Below are 17,425 nucleotides of genomic sequence, written 5' to 3'. Positions count from 1 at the left end.
CCCCGCTGCGCGCCGATGCTCGGATTCGGCGCGCTCACGGGTCACCATAGGAACCATGCGCCGCCCGTCCACCGCCCCGCTCCGTTCCGCGTGGGCGTGGCTGCAGCAATGGTTCTCGGGTTACCCCGGCTGGGTGGGCGGCGTCCTCGCCGGCGTCCAGGCCGCGCTCGGCCCGTACCTCGCGGTCACCATCCTCGCGATGGCCGTCATCGCCTCCGACCCCGGCCCCACCACGATCGACGGGATCCCATGGGGCTCCGCGTTCACAGTGGCCACCACCGTATTCCTCATGGCTCACGGCGTGCCCGCGGTCACGAGCATCGGCACCATCACCCTGCTGCCGCTCGGCCTCACGGTGCTGAGCGCCGCCGCCATGGTGGGGCTCGCCCGTCGCTTCGCCACGCGCACCTGGACCAGCTGGTCCCTCGCCGTCGCGAGTTACGTCGCCATGGTGGGCGTGATCGGCTCGATCGCGCTCGGGGGACAGCCCGAGGGCGGCAGCCTCATCGTGCGCGCCTGCACCGTTGCCGCACTCATCGCCGCCCCCGCCGCCGCGGCGGGAATCTGGCGCGCGCACGGCGCCGAGTTTGCCTGGCTGACGCAGCTTCCCGCCTGGGTCCTGCGCGGCGCGAGGCGCGCGACGGCGACCCTCGCGTGGGCGCTCGGCCTCGCCTCGGTGACCGCGCTCGTCTTCGCCGTCGTGGGCCGCGGGGCGGTGGCCGATGCCGCGACCGGCCTGGGAGTGGACGGCGTGGGCGGCGTGGTGCTCGCCATCGGCGAGCTCGCCTACGCGCCGACCATCATCGTGTGGATGCTCGCGTGGCTCACCGGACAGGGCTTCTCCGTGGGGCTCGGCTCCGCGTACGCGCCCGGTGAATTGGCGGCCGGAGCGTTGCCCGAGGTACCGCTGCTGGGCGTCCTCCCGGACGTCGCCGGCGGATGGCTCGTGTGGGTGCCGCTGGCGCTCGTGGCGGTAGCTGCCGCGGTGCGCCTCGCCTCGCGCCGGCGCGGCGCTCTCACCTGGGACGATGCCAAGGCCGATGCCGTGGCACTCGGCCTCGTCGCCGTGGGAGGCCTCGCGGTGCTCGCGATGGCGGCGGGCGCGATTGGCCCCGGCAGGCTCGCCGAGTCGGTGGGCGCCGACCTCATCCCGACCACCACCGCCCTCGCGGGACTGGTGCTGGGCGGCTACCTGGCGGCGACGGGAGTGCTCGCGCTGAAGGATGCCTGGGTGCGCTGGCGCGCGGGCAGGGGCGAGCGCCAGGAGGCCGCCGAGCGGGCGGCGACCGACGCATCGGCCGCCGAGGAGGTCACGACCCCGTCGTGACCCCGAAGCGCTCGTAGAGGTCCTCGACGACGTTGTTGAGCGAGTCCTGATACTCCTGCTCGCACTGGTCGGCGGCAGAGCGGGTCACGGCGCGGTCCATGCAGTCGGACAGGTCGGTCATGATGCCGTTGAACACGACGAGTCCCAGCGCGGTGACCGTCATGAAGCCCGCCACGATGGTCCCGAAGGTCATCGACAGCCGGAAGTACGCCAGCGCCTTGTCCTTGCGCGTGACCCACAGCGCCCTGAGCCCCACGAGGGCCGCGGCGGGGCCCGTCAGCAGCATCCCGTACGCGAGGGGGATCGAGAACAGGTACAGGAGCAGGGTGAGCCCGAGCAGCACCATGAACGGCACCGAGTAACGGCGCGCGGCAGGGGACAGCTGCGGGGACGGGGTGTCGTTGTCGGGCACGGTGCTCCTGGGATCGAAGGTGACCCCAGCATGCCGATAGGCTCGCCCCGTGACAAACCGGCACGCCCCCGCACGCCTCGTCGTCCTCGCCTCCGGCGCCGGATCGACCATGCGCGCCGTCCTCGAGGCGGCCGCCGACGAGGCCTACGGCGCGAGCGTCGCCGCCGTCATCACCGACAAGCCCGCCGTGGGTGCCCTCGACATCGCGGCCGATGCGGGGGTCGCCTCCGCCGTCGTGTCGCCCCTGGACTTCGCGAACCGCGCCGCCTGGGATGAGGCGCTCGTCGACGCGATCGCCGCCCACGAGCCGGACCTGGTCCTGTGCCTGGGCTTCATGCGCATCATCGGCGCCCCGACCCTCGACCGCTTCGGCGGCAGGATCGTCAACACCCACCCCGCGCTGCTCCCCTCGTTCCCCGGCGCGCACGGGGTGAGGGACGCTCTTGCGCACGGCGTACGCATCACGGGCTGCACGGTCATGCTCGTGGACGCGGGCGTGGATACGGGCCCGATCCTCGCCCAGGCCTCTGTCGAGGTCTGGGATGATGACACCGAGTCCTCCCTTCACGAGCGCATCAAGATCGCGGAGCGCGCCCTGGTCACCGAGACGGTGGGCAGGATGGCGCGCGAGGGCTGGACCGTCGATGGAAGACGTGCGCGCCTCGGCGCGTGAATCAAGCACAACGGAAGGCGCAGCATGGCTGAGCGGCAGGCAGTGGCACGGGCACTCATCTCGGTGTACGACAAGACGGGGATCGAGGACCTCGCTCGCGGCCTCGCCGCCGCGGGCGTCGAGATCGTCTCGACCGGTTCGACGGCGTCGCGGATCGCCGACGCCGGCGTGGCGGTCACGCGTGTCGAGGAGCTCACCGGGTTCCCCGAGTGCCTCGACGGCCGCGTGAAGACCCTGCACCCCCGGGTCCACGCCGGCATCCTCGCCGACCGCCGCCTCGAATCGCACCGCGCGCAGCTCGACGAGCTGGGCGTCGCGCCCTTCGACCTCGTGGTGGTGAACCTCTACCCGTTCACGCAGACCGTCGCCTCCGGCGCCGCGCAGGACGAGGTGGTGGAGCAGATCGACATCGGCGGCCCGTCGATGGTGCGCGCCGCGGCCAAGAACCACCCGTCGGTCGCCGTCGTCGTGGACCCGGCCCGGTACGACGAGGTGCTCGCTGCCGTCGCCGAGGGAGGCTTCACCCTCGCCGAGCGTCAGGCGCTCGCCGCCGCGGCCTTCCGCCACACCGCCGACTACGACATCGCCGTCGCGTCCTGGATGACCTCCGTGGTGGCCCCCGAGGAGGGCGCCGACCTGCCCCAGTGGGTCGCCGCGTCCTTCGACCGCTCCGCGACGCTGCGCTACGGCGAGAACCCGCACCAGTCCGCCGCCGTGTACACCGACCCGTCGGTCGCCGGTGGCCTCGCGCAGGCGCGCCAGCTCCACGGCAAGGAAATGAGCTTCAACAACTACGTCGACGCCGACGCCGCGCTGCGCGCCGCCTACGACTTCGACCGCCCTGCCGTGGCGGTCATCAAGCACGCGAACCCGTGCGGCATCGCCGTCGCGGAGACCATCGCCGAGGCCCACGCCAAGGCGCACGCGACCGACCCCGTGTCGGCGTTCGGCGGCGTCATCGCCGCCAACCGCCCCATCTCGGTGGCCGCGGCGGAGCAGATCAAGGACATCTTCACCGAGGTGGTCGTGGCCCCCGGCTTCGAGGACGGCGCGGCGGAGGTGCTGCAGGCGAAGAAGAACATCCGCCTGCTGACGGTCGAGCCGCGCGCTCAGGTGGCCGAGTGGCGCCGCATCACCGGCGGGCTGCTGGTGCAGGCCGCCGACGCGATCGACGCTCCCGGCGACCCCGCCGACACGTGGGAGCTCGTGGCGGGCGAGGCCGCCGATGAGGCCACCCTCGCCGACCTCGACTTCGCATGGCGCGCGTGCCGCGCCGTGAAGTCCAACGCGATCCTGCTGGCGAAGGACGGCGCCGCGGTCGGCGTCGGCATGGGCCAGGTCAACCGTGTGGACTCCTGCGGCCTCGCGGTGACGCGCGCCGGCGAGGAGAGGGCGCGCGGCGCCGTCGCGGCCTCGGACGCGTTCTTCCCGTTCGCGGACGGCCTCCAGGTGCTCATCGATGCGGGCGTCAAGGCCGTCGTGTCCCCCGGCGGCTCCGTGCGTGACGCCGAGGTGATCGAGGCGGCCAAGTCCGCCGGCATCACCCTGTACCACACCGGTACCAGGCACTTCTTCCACTAGGTAGCGCGATGGCCGACGAGCACGAGGACACCGAGCCGGGCGTGGAGGAGATCCGCGCGCAGGACAACACCACCCAGGCGAGCCTGGCGACCGCCGCGATCGCGCTGGGCGTCGTGGCCGTCTGCGTGCTGGTCGGCGCGCTCGTGGATGCCCAGGCGGGCACCCTCATGCTCGCGGGCTCGGCATTCGGCGGGGCGGCAGTGAGGACCGCCCTCCCCGCCGGGGTGTCCTTCTCCGTGCGCCGCCGCGCAATCGACGTGACGCTGATGATCGGCTTCGGCATCGCGCTTGCGGTGCTGGGACTGACGGTGCCGCTCGACTGAGCCACCGCATCGGCCGTCCATTCCTGGACGCGAAAGGCCCCCAGCCTGACGGCTGGGGGCCTTTCGTATGACGGCGAGGTGTCAGTCCTCGATGACCGCCACGGTCTCCTCGATCCGCTCGACGACGATGAGGTCCTCCTCCGGGCCGAAGGCGCGGAACAGGAGGCCGGCGATCGCGGCGCCGATGATCGGGGCGACCCAGAACAGCCACAGCTGCTCGAGGGCCCACGAGTCCGACCACACGGCGGTGCCGGTGGCGCGGGCCGGGTTCAGGGCGCCGTTGGTGAAGGGGATGGCCACGAGGACCAGGAAGCCGACGGTGAGGCCGATGCCGAACGGGGCCGCCGCGGCGCCCGCCTTGTTGAGCACCGAGGTGACGGACAGGACCACGGCCACGAGCAGCGCCGCGATGATGACCTCGACGATGCCGGCGGGCAGCCAGTCAAACTGCGTGGGGGAGTGCTCGCCATAGCCGTTCGAGGCCGTGCCGATGAACTCCTTGGTGGTGCCGAGCTGGTCGTACAGCTCGTTGGTCGAGACAAGGAAGGCGAACAGGCCGGACGCGACCACGGCGCCGATGACCTGCGCGACGATGTACGGAGCGACGTCGCGGCCGGGGAAGCGGCCGCCCAGCCACACGCCGATGGTCACGGCGGGGTTGAGGTGGGCACCCGAGATGCGGCCGAAGATCAGGGCGGCGATCATGACACCGAGCGCGAAGCCGAAGGCCACCGCGAGGAGCCCCCAGCCCATCACCGACGAGAACAGGGCCGCGCCCACACCCATCAGCACCAGGATGAAGGTTCCCGCCGCCTCCGCGAACATGCGCGAGACGAGGCCGGGGCCGCTCGTGTCCTCGATCCACTCGTCAACCTCGAACTGCTCCTCCACGACCTCGTCGGTCGCGGCGAGCTCCGGGGTGACGTCCTCCGGTCGGCTCTCCGACATCTCCTGCACCTTTCGTTAAGGGGACTGCGCGGTGCGCGCACAGAGGCATCGTGGCACGGGTGGACGCGCGCCGCCGTTCGACCGGGCCGAATTCTGAGCGAATGTTGAGGGTAGGCCGCCGATGCCGGGCGTACCGGGGAGAAGGGGGGATGGACTAGCCTGGGTCCGGAATCTGCTCCCCGATACCCACCTGTGTGAGGCACCTCAATGGCGAAGATCAAGGTCGAAGGCAAGGTCGTCGAGCTCGACGGCGACGAGATGACGAGGATCATCTGGCAGTTCATCAAGGACCGCCTGATCCACCCCTACCTGGACGTGGACCTCGAGTACTACGACCTCGGCATCGAGTCGCGTGACGCGACGGATGACCAGATCACCATCGACGCGGCCAACGCGATCAAGAAGCACAACGTGGGCGTCAAGTGCGCGACCATCACGCCCGACGAGGCGCGCGTGGACGAGTTCGGCCTCAAGAAGATGTGGGTGTCGCCCAACGGCACCATCCGCAACATCCTCGGCGGCGTCGTGTTCCGCGAGCCGATCATCATCTCGAACATCCCGCGCCTGGTGCCGGGCTGGACCAAGCCGATCATCATCGGCCGTCACGCCCACGGCGACCAGTACAAGGCGACCAACTTCAAGGTCCCCGGCGCCGGCCAGCTCACCGTCACGTTCACGCCCGAGGACGGCTCCGCCCCCATCGAGCACGTGGTCGCCAACTACGGCGCCGACGGCGGTGTGGCCATGGGTATGTACAACTTCAACAAGTCGATCGAGGACTTCGCGCGTGCGTCCTTCTCGTACGGCCTGCTGCGCGACTACCCGGTCTACATGTCGACGAAGAACACCATCCTGAAGGCCTACGACGGCGCCTTCAAGGACATCTTCCAGCACATCTTCGACACCGAGTTCAAGGCCGAGTTCGAGGCCAAGGGCCTCACCTACGAGCACCGCCTGATCGACGACATGGTCGCCTCCGCGATGAAGTGGGAGGGCGGCTACGTCTGGGCCTGCAAGAACTACGACGGCGACGTCCAGTCGGACACCGTCGCGCAGGGCTTCGGCTCGCTGGGCCTCATGACCTCCGTGCTCATGACCCCCGACGGCAAGACCGTCGAGGCCGAGGCGGCGCACGGCACCGTGACCCGTCACTACCGCCAGCACCAGCAGGGCAAGCCCACCTCCACCAACCCGATCGCCTCGATCTTCGCGTGGACCGGTGGCCTGAAGCACCGCGGCAAGCTGGACGGCACCCCCGAGGTCACGGGCTTCGCCCAGACCCTCGAGGACGTGGTCATCAAGTCGGTCGAGTCCGGCAAGATGACCAAGGACCTCGCTCTCCTCGTCGGCCCCGACCAGGAGTGGCAGACCACCGAGGCCTTCCTCGCCACGCTCGACGAGAACCTCTCGGCCCGCCTGGCGTGATCGCAGGGCCCGCAGGCAGACCGCCTGCGGGCCCTTCTTTTTGCACCACCCCTTTAGTCCCCACCCCAGACAAGGAGCCACACAGACGTGAGCACCACTCCCGTGACCGTCACCGTCACCGGCGCCGCTGGCCAGATCGGCTACGCGCTCCTCTTCCGCATCGCCTCCGGGCAGATGCTCGGCGCTGACACGCCGGTCAAGCTCAACCTTCTCGAGATCCCGCAGGGCCTCAAGGCTGCCGAGGGCACCGCCATGGAGCTCGACGACTGCGCCTTCCCGCTGCTCGCGGGGATCGACATCTACGACGACGCGAAGGCCGCCTTCGACGGCGTCAACGTGGGCCTCCTGGTGGGTGCCCGCCCCCGCGGCGCCGGCATGGAGCGCGGCGACCTGCTGGCCGCCAACGGCGGCATCTTCGGCCCCCAGGGCGAGGCGATCAACGCCGGCGCCGCCGACGACGTCCGCATCCTGGTGGTCGGCAACCCCGCCAACACCAACGCCCTCATCGCGTCGGCTCACGCTCCCGACGTCCCCGCCGAGCGCTTCAACGCGATGATGCGCCTGGACCACAACCGCGCCCTCGCGCAGCTCGCGGCGAAGACCGGCACCACCGTGGCCGACGTCACGAAGGTCGCGATCTGGGGCAACCACTCGGCGAAGCAGTACCCCGACGTGGCGCACGCCGAGATCGCCGGGCGCCCCGCGCTCGACGTCATCGGGGACGATGCCTGGGTCGCCGACACGTTCGTGCCGACCGTCGCGAAGCGCGGCGCCGCCATCATCGAGGCGCGCGGCGCCTCGTCGGCCGCCTCCGCCGCCAACGCCGCCATCGACCACGTGCGCGACTGGGTCCACGGCACCCCCGAGGGCGACTGGACGTCCGTCGCGATGCCGTCGGACGGCTCGTACGGCGTCCCCGAGGGTCTCGTGTCCTCGTTCCCCGCCGTGTCGCGCGGCGGCGCGTGGGAGATCGTCCAGGGCCTGGACATCGCCGCGGACGCCCGCGAGAAGATCGACGCCTCCGTCGCCGAGCTTGTCGAGGAGCGCGACGCGGTGCAGGAGCTGGGGCTGCTGTAACGCGCCGTCACGCCTGACGAGGGGCCGGTCGCCACGAGGCGGCCGGCCCCTCGTGCGTGTCCCAAGGGTGCTGGCGGCCGCGGGGAAGTGTTTCCGCCTGTTTCCGGGTGGTCACGACTCGGTAACAGTCAAAATCGAAACGTTCCGACCCCTTGCGCGAGGTTGGTTAGTAATCTTTACTAACTAACCATGACGACCAAGGGAGCGCAGCGAGGCGCCGTGACCGAGGGGGCCGAGAAGGCCGTCCGGGCCGGACGCCCCGTCGCCAGCAGTGCCCGCCCCGTGCGGGCCGCCACCGCGCGGCCCACGTCGCGGCTGCGCCCCGAGCACGCGCGCCGTCACAACCGCGCGCTGGTCATGCAGGCGCTCTATCGCGCCGAGGGCCTGTCCCGCGCGGACCTCGCCCGCGAGGTGGGCCTCACCCGCGTCACCATCTCCGACCTTGTCGCCGACCTCATCGCCGAGGACCTGGTCATCGAGCTCGGGCTGCGACCCGACTCGCGTCCGGGCAAGCCCGCCACCCTGCTCGACCTCAACCGCCAGGGCTTCAGCATCGTGGGCCTCGACCTGTCGAACAACTCGGCCTTCCGCGGCGTGCTCACCGACCTCGACGGCACCGTGAAGAGCCGCGCCGAGGTCCCCGTGCGCGGGGTCACCGGCATGGAGGCCGTCGACGCCGCGTACCGTCTCCTCGACGAGCTGCTGGCCGGCGCCGAGGCGCCCGTCATCGGCATCGGCATCGGCAGCCCCGGCCTCGTCGACCTCGACGGCACTGTCGTGCAGGCCCCCAACCTTGGCTGGCACGACGTGCCCCTGCAGCAGCTGGTCTCCGAGCGCTACGACCTGCCCACCCAGGTCGCCAACGACGCCAACATGGCCGCCCAGGGCGAGCGCACGTTCGGCGGCGCCAGCGCGGACACCATGCTCATCCGCATCGGTCGAGGCGTCGGCTCCGGCCTCGTCATCGGCGGCCACCTGGTGCACGGGTCCGGCTTCGCCGCCGGCGAGATCGGCCACGTGGTCGTCGGCACCGACGGCGGCGCCGACTGCGCCTGCGGCAAGGCCGGCTGCCTGGAGACCTGGCTCGCATCCCCCCGCCTCGAGGCGAACCTCGCCGAGGCGACGGACGATGCCGGCAGGACCGCCGTACTGCGCGAGGCGGGGGAGCGGCTGGGCATCGCGCTCGGCCCCGTCGTCGGCGCGCTCAACCTCGGCGAGGTCATCCTCGCCGGACCTCACGATCTTCTCGCCGGGGACCTCCTCGAGGCCACCGCCGAGACGCTCCGCAGTCGCACGATGGGAGAGCTCCACGGAGACCTCTCGCTGCGGATGACCGCACTGGGGCGCGACATCGTCGTGCTCGGGGCGGTGGTCACCGTCCTCACCGGACAACTGGGGATCTCGTAACCCCAGGCACCACAACGACGTGGCTTCCCTAAGTCACGGACGGCACACACAACAGAAGGAAGTATCACCATGAAGAAGATGACGCAGGGAGCGGTGGCCATGGCCGCCGCCTCGGCCATCGTCCTCGCCGGATGCTCGTCGTCCGGATCCGATGACGACGCGACGACGGAGGCTACGGACTCCGCTGCTCCGACGACCGAGGAGACCTCGGCAGCGGAGGACATCACCCTGTGGCTGATGGGTGAGCAGGACACCCCCGAGGCCCTGGTCGACTACCTCAAGGAGACCTACACCGAGGAGAACGGCGGCACGCTGACCGTCGAGCGCATCGGCTGGGGCGACGCGATCTCGTCGCTCACCACCGCACTTCCCGACTCGGCGAACACCCCCGACGTGGCCGAGGTCGGCAACACGCAGTCCTCGACCTTCACCACCGTGGGCGCGTACCTCGACATCACCGACATGTACGAGGAGCTCGGCGGCGACTCGCTGCTGCCCGGCTTCGTCGAGGCCGGCAAGGTGGGCGAGTCCAACTTCACCCTCCCCTACTACTTCGGCTCGCGCCTCACCTGGTACCGCAAGGACCTGTACGAGCAGGCCGGCGTCGAGGTGCCCACCACCCTCGCGGACATCACGACGGTGAACGCGAAGATGAAGGACGAGGGCATCGCCGGCTTCTACATGGGCGGCCGCGACTGGCGTAACGGCGTGTCGTGGATCTTCGCCAACGGCGGCGACCTCGCCACCTACGACGGCTCCGCGTGGGCCGGCTCGCTGTCCTCGCCCGAGGCCATCGAGGGCATGGAGCAGTGGCAGGAGCTCTTCACCACCGCGTCCGTCGCGCAGTCGACCGACACGGACGAGATCTACCAGGCCATCAACGACGACATGCTCTCCGGCACCCCCGCCGCGACCGAGATGGCGCCGAGCTGGGCGGCCTGCTGCCTCGGTGACGTGAACGACGACGACACCTTCACCTGGAACGACGAGAAGTTCGGCTACTTCGCCCTCCCGGGTGTCGACGGCGACTTCGCCCCCGTCTTCGCCGGTGGCTCCAACATCGGCATCTCGGCCGCCTCGCAGCACGTCGAGGGTGCCAAGGACCTGATGCGCATCATCTTCTCCGAGGACTACCAGCTCATGCTGTCGGAGAACGGCCTCGGCCCGGCCAACCTCGACTACACCGACGCGTACGTCGAGCTCGCCCCGCAGAACCAGGCCGCGCTGGACGCCGCCTCGAACTCGAAGCTCACTCCGGCCGCGCCGGGCTGGGCCGCCATCGAGGAGGCCCAGATCCTGGAGGACTACTTCCAGGCCGTGTCTGAGGGTGGCGACGTCACCAAGCTGGCCGCTGAGTACGACTCGAAGATCAACGAGCTCATCAACGGCTAACACCGCGACGGCCTAGCCGTCCCCGCGTGGGCCCGGGTGCCGCCCCGGCGCCCGGGCCCACGCCATGCCACCCCATCGCGTCCCCCTCCTTGAAACCCGCGAGGCACCCCTCATGACTTCCCCCGTGACCGCGCCGTCGGACCTCGACGCGCCGCCGCCACTGGCGGCCGACGAGCCGCGCACCCCCTCGAAGCGCCCCCTCAGCCGGCGCCTCATTCCCTACTTCCTCGTCATCCCCGCGCTCATCACCCTGCTCGTGGGCATGGGTTACCCCGTGGGATGGCAGATCCTCAACTCGTTCCGCGAGTACGGCCTCGCGCAGCAGTTCGGTCAGGCGCCCGAGTGGGTGGGCCTCGACAACTACATCGGCCTGCTCACCGGCAGCGAGTTCTGGACCGTCCTGATCCGTTCCGTCGTGTTCATGGGCGCCACCGCCCTGGCGACGATGATCATCGGCATCGGCCTGGCGCTGCTCATGAAGGCGATCCCGACTGTGCCGCGCATCATCCTGCAGATCTCGATGCTGCTGGCGTGGGCCATGCCCATCGTCGCCCAGATGACCGTCTGGAACTGGCTGATCGACGACCGCAACGGCGTCCTGAACTGGGCGCTCAGCCAGCTGCCCGGCGTGGACTTCATCGGCCACGACTGGCTCCAGAACCCCCTGAGCTTCTTCGCGATCGCGTCCATCATCATCACGTGGGCATCGGTGCCCTTCGTGGCGCTGTCGGTCTACGCGGGCCTCACCCAGGTTTCCGAGGAGGTCGTGGAGGCCGCGCAGCTGGACGGCGCGCACGGCCTGTCGATGCTGCGCCGCATCACGCTTCCCATCATCCGCCCCGTGCTCGTCATCCTCCTGCTGCTGCAGATGATCTGGGACCTGCGCGTGTACGCGCAGATCCAGCTGCTCCAGGGCTTCGGCGCCGCGGGCATCCGTTACGACCTGCTCGGCACGTACGTGTACGGGCTCGGCGTGGGCCAAGGAAAGTTCGGCGTCGCCGCCGCCGCCGCGATGATCGTGATGATCTTCACCATCGGGCTGTCCTGGTTTTACGTGCGTGAGCTCCTCAAGGAGGACGACTGATGAAGACCAAGGCCTCCACCGGACGGCGCGTCGGCGCCGTCGTCGCGATCATCCTCGCCGTGATGTGGGCATTCCCCGTCTACTGGATGATCAACTCGTCCTTCCTCCCCGCCTCCAAGATCACGTCGCTCACCCCCACCTGGGTGCCCTTCGGCGGATCCTGGGACAACTACAAGGCAGTGCTTGACGGCTCGACAGGCTTCGGCGCCGCCATGCGCATCTCGCTGTCGGTGACGGCGATCGCGCTCGTCATCTGCATCGTCGTGGCGTTCCTCGGAGCGCTCGCCGTGTCCCGCTTCAGGTTCAAGGGCCGCAAGTCGTTCGTACTCGCGGTGATCCTGGTGCAGATGCTTCCCGCCGAGGCGATGTTCATCGCGCAGTACAAGATGATCGCCGGCCTCAACCTGCTGAACACCATCGCGGGTCTGTCCATCATCTACGTCGCCATGGTGGTGCCCTTCACGCTGTGGATGCTGCGCGGCTTCGTCGCCGGCGTGCCGGCGGACCTCGAGGAGGCGGCCATGATCGACGGCTGCACCCGCTTCCAGGCGTTCATGCGGATCACCTTCCCGCTGCTCGCGCCCGGCCTCGTCGCCTCCGGCGTCTACGCGTTCCTGCAGGTGTGGAACGAATTCGCCCTGGCCTCGGTGCTGATGACGTCGGAGAGCTCCGAGACGCTACCGCTGTGGCTACGTGGATTCTCCGAGCCCACCCAGTTCGGCGCGGTCCAGTGGGGCCAGGTCATGGCCGGCTCCGTGCTGGTCGCGGTGCCCGTCATCGTGTTCTTCATGATCGTCCAGAACCGCATGACGTCCGGCATGGTCGGCGGGGCGGTGAAGGGATGACCGCGACAGCGAGCCCGCTCGCCGTGCTCATGCCCGGCTTCGAGGGCCCCACGCTTCCCGAGTGGGTCGACAGGCGGCTGCGTGAGGGAATGGGCGGCGTGTGCCTGTTCGCCACCAACGTCGAGTCGCCCGCGCAGCTGCGCGAGCTCACCGCGGCGATCCGCGCGGCCAACCCCGATGCTGTCATCTCGATCGACGAGGAGGGCGGCGACGTCTCCCGCCTGTACCAGGCGCAGGGGTCGCCGTTTCCCGGCAACGCCCTCCTGGGTCGCCTCGACGACGCCGACCTCACCCGCGCCGTCGGCGCCCAGGTGGGGTGGGAACTGCGCGACGCAGGAGTGAACCTGACCCTCGCGCCCGATGTGGACGTGAACTCGAACAAGGCCAACCCCGTCATCGGCGTGCGGTCCTTCGGGGCCACGCCCTCCCTGGTGGGCGAGCACGGCGTGGCCTGGACCGCGGGAGTGCAGTCGACCGGGGTGGCGGCCAACGCCAAGCACTTCCCCGGCCACGGCGACACCGCTCAGGACTCGCACGTGTCGCTGCCCACCGTCGAGGTGGACGAGGCGACCCTCGCCGAGCGTGAGCTGGCGCCCTTCCAGGCGCTCATCGACGCCGGCGTGGCAAGCATCATGAGCTCGCACATCATGGTTCCGGCCATCGACGCCGAGCACCCCGCGACGTTCTCGCACGCGATCCTCACCGACCTGCTGCGCGGGAAGATGGGCTTCGACGGCGCGATCGTCTCGGACGCCCTCGACATGGTGGGGGCGTCCGGCGAGATCGGCATCCCCGCCGCCGCCGCCCGCGCGCTCGCCGCGGGATGCGACCTGCTGTGCATCGGCACCAGGAACACCGACGCGCAGATCGGCGAGATCGTGGATGCCATCGAGGCGGCGCTCGAGGCGGGAACCCTCCCGTCCGAGCGTCTCGCCGATGCCGCCACGCGCATCGGCCGCCTTGTCGCCACCACGAAGACGGCGCCCGCCGTGCCGACGGACCTGACCAGGGGAGAGATCGCCGGCCTCACGGCCGAGCGCATCCGCGCGGCGTTCCACGTCGCTCCCGAGGCGTCCGACGCGCTCGCCGGCCGCGGCGGCGTGAAGTCCCTCGCCTGGGTGCGGCTCGAGCCCGCCGCCAACATCGCGGTGGGGCCCTCCCCGTGGGGACCCTTCGCGTCGGGTGTCACGGCCGATGCCGTGGTGACGCCGGAGCAGGGCCTCGGCTCGTGGGCCCCCGGCCCCGATCGCCAGGTCATCGTGGTGGGCAAGGACAACCACCGGCACGCCTGGGCGCGCGACGCGATCGACGCGCTGCGCTCCAGCGGCGCGATCGTTGTCGACATGGGCTGGCCTGACCTCGACGACGCGTACGCCGACGTCGCCACCTTCGGTGCCTCGCGCGCCGTCGGTGCCGCGCTCCTGGAGCTGGTGTCATGACCGGCGTCAGCATCGGCGTCGACATCGGCGGCACCAAGATCGATGCCGTCGCGGTGGACGAGCGCCTGCAGATCCTGCACCGCCACCGCGTCCCCGTCGAGCGTGGCCCCGAGGGGGTCGTGCGCTCCGCGCAGGCCGCCGTGGAGGTTGTCACCCGCAAGTGTGCGATCGACATCACCGAGGCGCACAGCGTCGGCGTGGGCATCCCCGGCGCCGTCAGCGGGGGAGTGGTGCGCCACGCCCTCAACCTCGACCTCACGGAGCTCGACCTCGCCGCGGCGCTGGGCGACGCGTGGGGCCGGCCGGTGCAGGTGGAGAACGACGTGAACGCGGCGGCCGTGGGCGCGTGGCGCCTTGTCGGCACCGACGCTCGCTCGGTCGCGTACCTGAACCTCGGCACCGGCCTGGCCGCCGGCATCATCCTCGACGGCCAGCTGTGGCGCGGCTCGCGGGGCACCTCGGGCGAGGTGGGCCACATTTCGGTCGACCCGCTGGGTCCGGCCGATGCCGAGGGCAACCCCGGCGGCCTCGAGACCTACGCGTCCGGTTCCGGCATCGTCCGCCAGTGGGGAGACCCCACCGCCGACGCGCGGGACGTCATGGCGCTTGCCGCCAAGGGCGACCCGCGCGCGATGGAGATCCGCGAGCGCCTGTTCCTTGGCGTCGCGCACTCGATCCGCGTCCTCGTGCTGGCCTACGACGTCGAGGAGGTGATCGTCGGCGGCGGCCTCACCGGCCTCGGCGACGTGCTGCTCGACGGCACCGCCGGCGTGCTCAAGGGATGGGCGGACGGCTCGCGCTTCCTCGCCTCGCTCGAGCTCGCCGCGCGCACCCGCATCCTCGAAGGACATCGACCCGTCGCCGCCATGGGCGCGGCGCTGTTGGGAGTGGCCCATGGCTGAAGTACTGATCGTCGACAGCAAGGAGGCGGCCGGCGCGCTGGTCGCCGACCACATCGCGGCGCTCGTGGCCGCCGACCCGCAGTTCACGCTCGGAGTCGCGACGGGCTCCACGCCGCTGCCGGTCTACCAGGCCCTCGCGGCGCATGCCGCCGCCGGCGTCGACTTCACCCGCATGTCAGCCTTCGCGCTCGATGAGTACGTGGGGCTCGCCGAGGACCACCCCGAGAGCTACCACTCGGTCATCGCACGCGAGGTGACGGTCCCGCTGGGCCTCGACCCCGCGCGCGTCCACGTGCCGGACGGCACCGGCGGGGACGTCGCGACCGCCGGCGAGCGCTACGAGGCGGCCATGACGGAGCACGGCGGCGTCGGCCTGCAGTTGCTCGGCATCGGCACCGACGGCCACATCGCCTTCAACGAGCCCGGCTCGTCCTTTGGGTCGCTGACGCGCATCAAGACGCTCACGGAGCAGACCCGCGTGGACAACGCGCGCTTCTTCGACTCCCTCGACGACGTCCCCATCCACTGCGTCACGCAGGGGCTCGGGACCATCCTGCGCGCCGGTCACCTCGTTATGCTCGCCTTCGGCGAGGGAAAGGCCGAGGCCGTCGCCGCGTCGGTGGAGGGGCCGCTCAGCGCCGGCATGCCGGGCTCGGCCATCCAGCTGCACTCGCACGTGACGGTCGTGGTGGACGAGGCGGCCGCCTCGCGCCTGCAGCACGCCGACTACTACCGCTACTCGCAGGCGAACAAGCCGGCGTGGCAGGGGCTGTGACACTGAAGCCATGACGATCCTCACCGACATCCACGGTCACGGCGGCGGCGGGCACGCCTTCGGCGACTCCGTCGAGGGCACGCTCGCGGCCGCCGCCGCGCACCGCTCGCACGGCACCGGGGCGATGGTGGCGTCGCTCGTATCGCTCCCCACTGCGGTGCTGCGCGAGCAGATGGCAGTGGTGCGCGAGGCGATGGCGGAGGACCCGTCCCTCCTCGGCGTGCACCTGGAGGGACCGTTCCTTGCCCCCGCGCGCAAGGGCGCCCACGCGCTGGGCAACCTCCTGGACCCCAGCCCCGAGGTCGTCGACGGCCTGATCACCGCGGCGGACGGCCTGGTGCGCCAGGTGACGATAGCCCCCGAGCTTCCCGGAGCGCTCGACGCGATCGAACGCTTCGTGGGCGCGGGCATCGTGGTGGCCGTGGGTCACACGGAGGCCGATGCCGCCCTCGCGCGGCAGGCCTTCGACCGCGGCGCGACGCTGCTCACCCACGGCTTCAACGCGATGCGCGGCATTGTCGGCAGGGAGATCGGACCCGTGGGCGCCGCGATGGACGACCCCCGCGTCTCGATCGAACTCATCGCCGACGGGATCCACCTCGACCCGGCCCTCATCGCCGCCGTGTTCCGCGCCGCCCCCGGCCGCGTGGTGCTGGTGACCGATGCGATGGCCGCCGCCGCGGCATCGGACGGCGACTATGTGCTGGGCGACCTTGCCGTCGAGGTGAGGGACGGCAAGGCGGTGCTCGCCGGCACCGACACGATCGCCGGATCCACCCTCACGCTCGCCCGGGCCATCGAGGTGTGCGTGGCCGCCGGGGTGGAGCGCCATGATGCCGTCGCGGCGGCATCGGCCGTCCCCAGGGCAGTGCTGGGCCTGGACTGACGCCCGGCCACCGCGGCGCCTCGTAGGATTCACGGCATGCCCGCACCGCTCCAGCCGGACTTCGGCGTCGTCATCCTCACCATGGGGAAGCGACGCAAGCGGCTGGTGCGCGCCATCGAGTCCGTGCTCAAGCAGCGCGACGTGACCACCGACATCCTCGTGGTGGGCAACGGGTGGGACCCGGCCACGTTCCCCGACCTCCCCGCCGCGGCGCGCACGCTCGCGCTGCCTCACAACCTGGGAATCCCGGCGGGCCGCAATGCCGGCATCGACCACGTCTCCGGCGAGATGGTGTTCTTCCTCGACGACGACGCCGAGGTGGTGGACGACGACTTCCTCGCCGAGGTGCGAGACCGCTTCGAGGACGATCCCGCGCTGGGCGCTCTCCAGGGGCGGGTGTTCGACCCCAAGGGCAAGGGCGCACCATCGCGCTGGGTTCCGCGCCTGGGCTCGCGGCCCGTGGACGCTCCGTTCGCCGCGTTCTCGCTGTGGGAGGGGGCCGTCGCGATTCGCCGCGACGTGCTCGAGGCCGCGGGCCGATGGCCGGGGGACTTCTTCTACGCGCACGAGGGGATCGAGCTCGCGTGGCGCGTGTGGGAACAGCGCAAGAAGGTCATCTACGACCCCGACCTGCGCATCTATCACCCGGTGAAGAAGCCCACCCGGCACGCGGACTACTACCGGCTGTCAGCACGCAACCGGGTGTGGGTGGCGCGCAGGAACCTTCCCGTGCCCCTGTCCATGGTCTACGCCAGCACGTGGGCGGTGCTGCAAGTGGCGCGGTCGCTGCGCTCGCCGCGGGGCCTGCGCGCGTGGTTCGGCGGATTCCGCGAGGGGTGGCGCGAGTGCCCCCGCGACCAGCGGCCGATGTCGTGGACGACGGTCGTGTACATCGCCCGCAAGGGGCGACTCCTCGTCGTCTAAGCGAG

17 protein-coding genes are annotated in these 17,425 nt (G+C 70.8%); 15 read left to right on the top strand and 2 right to left on the bottom strand.

Features of this window, described 5'->3' with window-relative positions:
- Positions 1-55 precede the first annotated feature (55 nt).
- On the top strand, positions 56-1,327 hold the full coding sequence (locus tag B7K26_RS03130) for a DUF6350 family protein (RefSeq protein ID WP_084077202.1): 1,272 nt from the start codon (positions 56-58) through the stop codon (positions 1,325-1,327).
- Here B7K26_RS03130 and B7K26_RS03125 read toward each other — a convergent pair.
- A complete protein-coding gene (locus tag B7K26_RS03125; RefSeq protein ID WP_084077201.1) occupies positions 1,311-1,739 on the bottom strand; it encodes a hypothetical protein in 429 nt (142 codons plus the stop codon). The two genes, B7K26_RS03130 and B7K26_RS03125, sit on opposite strands and share 17 nt — an antisense overlap.
- 49 nt (positions 1,740-1,788) lie before the next feature.
- On the opposite strand from B7K26_RS03125, the gene purN reads away from it, so the two are divergent.
- The 3 genes from purN to B7K26_RS03110 are packed head-to-tail and all read left to right on the top strand — an operon-like array spanning position 1,789 to position 4,316.
- Positions 1,789-2,412 carry a phosphoribosylglycinamide formyltransferase gene (gene purN / locus B7K26_RS03120; RefSeq protein ID WP_084077200.1) on the top strand — a complete coding sequence of 208 codons (624 nt, stop codon included), beginning with the start codon at positions 1,789-1,791 and terminating at the stop codon, positions 2,410-2,412.
- Positions 2,413-2,436: 24 nt separating this feature from the next.
- Positions 2,437-3,993, top strand: coding sequence for a bifunctional phosphoribosylaminoimidazolecarboxamide formyltransferase/IMP cyclohydrolase (gene purH / locus B7K26_RS03115; protein ID WP_084077199.1), 1,557 nt, complete (start codon positions 2,437-2,439; stop codon positions 3,991-3,993).
- Between the two features lie 8 nt (positions 3,994-4,001).
- On the top strand, positions 4,002-4,316 hold the full coding sequence (locus B7K26_RS03110; protein ID WP_084077198.1) for a DUF3017 domain-containing protein: 315 nt from the start codon (positions 4,002-4,004) through the stop codon (positions 4,314-4,316).
- An 81-nt stretch (positions 4,317-4,397) separates the two neighbouring features.
- On the opposite strand, the gene B7K26_RS03105 is transcribed toward B7K26_RS03110, so the two are convergent.
- Positions 4,398-5,264, bottom strand: coding sequence for an aquaporin (locus B7K26_RS03105; RefSeq protein WP_084077197.1), 867 nt, complete (start codon positions 5,262-5,264; stop codon positions 4,398-4,400).
- Positions 5,265-5,471: 207 nt separating this feature from the next.
- Between B7K26_RS03105 and B7K26_RS03100 the strand changes: the two genes are divergently transcribed.
- From B7K26_RS03100 to B7K26_RS03050, 11 genes are all read left to right on the top strand, one after another.
- Positions 5,472-6,689: an NADP-dependent isocitrate dehydrogenase gene (locus tag B7K26_RS03100; RefSeq protein ID WP_084077196.1), complete on the top strand. Its 1,218-nt coding sequence runs from the start codon at positions 5,472-5,474 to the stop codon at positions 6,687-6,689.
- Positions 6,690-6,776: 87 nt separating this feature from the next.
- Positions 6,777-7,766 (top strand): malate dehydrogenase, encoded by a 990-nt coding sequence (locus tag B7K26_RS03095; protein WP_084077195.1) that lies wholly within the window; start codon positions 6,777-6,779, stop codon positions 7,764-7,766.
- 189 nt (positions 7,767-7,955) lie between these two features.
- Positions 7,956-9,173: an ROK family transcriptional regulator gene (locus tag B7K26_RS03090; protein ID WP_084077194.1), complete on the top strand. Its 1,218-nt coding sequence runs from the start codon at positions 7,956-7,958 to the stop codon at positions 9,171-9,173.
- Positions 9,174-9,242: 69 nt separating this feature from the next.
- Entirely contained in the window at positions 9,243-10,565 is a 1,323-nt protein-coding gene (locus B7K26_RS03085) for an extracellular solute-binding protein (protein ID WP_084077193.1), read from the top strand.
- 112 nt (positions 10,566-10,677) lie between these two features.
- Complete coding sequence (locus B7K26_RS03080; RefSeq protein ID WP_084077192.1) at positions 10,678-11,649, top strand: carbohydrate ABC transporter permease; 972 nt, start codon at positions 10,678-10,680, stop codon at positions 11,647-11,649.
- Positions 11,649-12,494, top strand: a complete 846-nt coding sequence (locus tag B7K26_RS03075; protein ID WP_084077191.1) for a carbohydrate ABC transporter permease — start codon at positions 11,649-11,651, stop codon at positions 12,492-12,494. Before B7K26_RS03080 ends, B7K26_RS03075 begins: the two co-directional genes overlap by 1 nt.
- On the top strand, positions 12,491-13,933 hold the full coding sequence (gene nagZ, locus B7K26_RS03070; protein WP_084077190.1) for a beta-N-acetylhexosaminidase: 1,443 nt from the start codon (positions 12,491-12,493) through the stop codon (positions 13,931-13,933). The genes B7K26_RS03075 and nagZ overlap by 4 nt, the downstream gene beginning before the upstream one ends.
- The gene (locus B7K26_RS03065) at positions 13,930-14,835 is read left to right on the top strand and encodes an ROK family protein (RefSeq protein ID WP_084077189.1); all 906 of its coding nucleotides are present in this window, start codon (positions 13,930-13,932) and stop codon (positions 14,833-14,835) included. The genes nagZ and B7K26_RS03065 overlap by 4 nt, the downstream gene beginning before the upstream one ends.
- Positions 14,828-15,610, top strand: a complete 783-nt coding sequence (locus tag B7K26_RS03060) for a glucosamine-6-phosphate deaminase (protein ID WP_084077188.1) — start codon at positions 14,828-14,830, stop codon at positions 15,608-15,610. Before B7K26_RS03065 ends, B7K26_RS03060 begins: the two co-directional genes overlap by 8 nt.
- 10 nt (positions 15,611-15,620) lie before the next feature.
- The gene (locus B7K26_RS03055; RefSeq protein ID WP_084077187.1) at positions 15,621-16,496 is read left to right on the top strand and encodes an N-acetylglucosamine-6-phosphate deacetylase; all 876 of its coding nucleotides are present in this window, start codon (positions 15,621-15,623) and stop codon (positions 16,494-16,496) included.
- Between the two features lie 36 nt (positions 16,497-16,532).
- Positions 16,533-17,420 (top strand): glycosyltransferase family 2 protein, encoded by an 888-nt coding sequence (locus tag B7K26_RS03050; RefSeq protein WP_084077186.1) that lies wholly within the window; start codon positions 16,533-16,535, stop codon positions 17,418-17,420.
- Positions 17,421-17,425 lie beyond the last annotated feature (5 nt).

The organism is Demequina sp. NBRC 110057, from assembly GCF_002090175.1.
Classification (GTDB): domain Bacteria; phylum Actinomycetota; class Actinomycetes; order Actinomycetales; family Demequinaceae; genus Demequina.
Note: the sequence above shows the minus strand (reverse complement) of the source record. Positions and strands in the feature narration are given on the sequence as shown.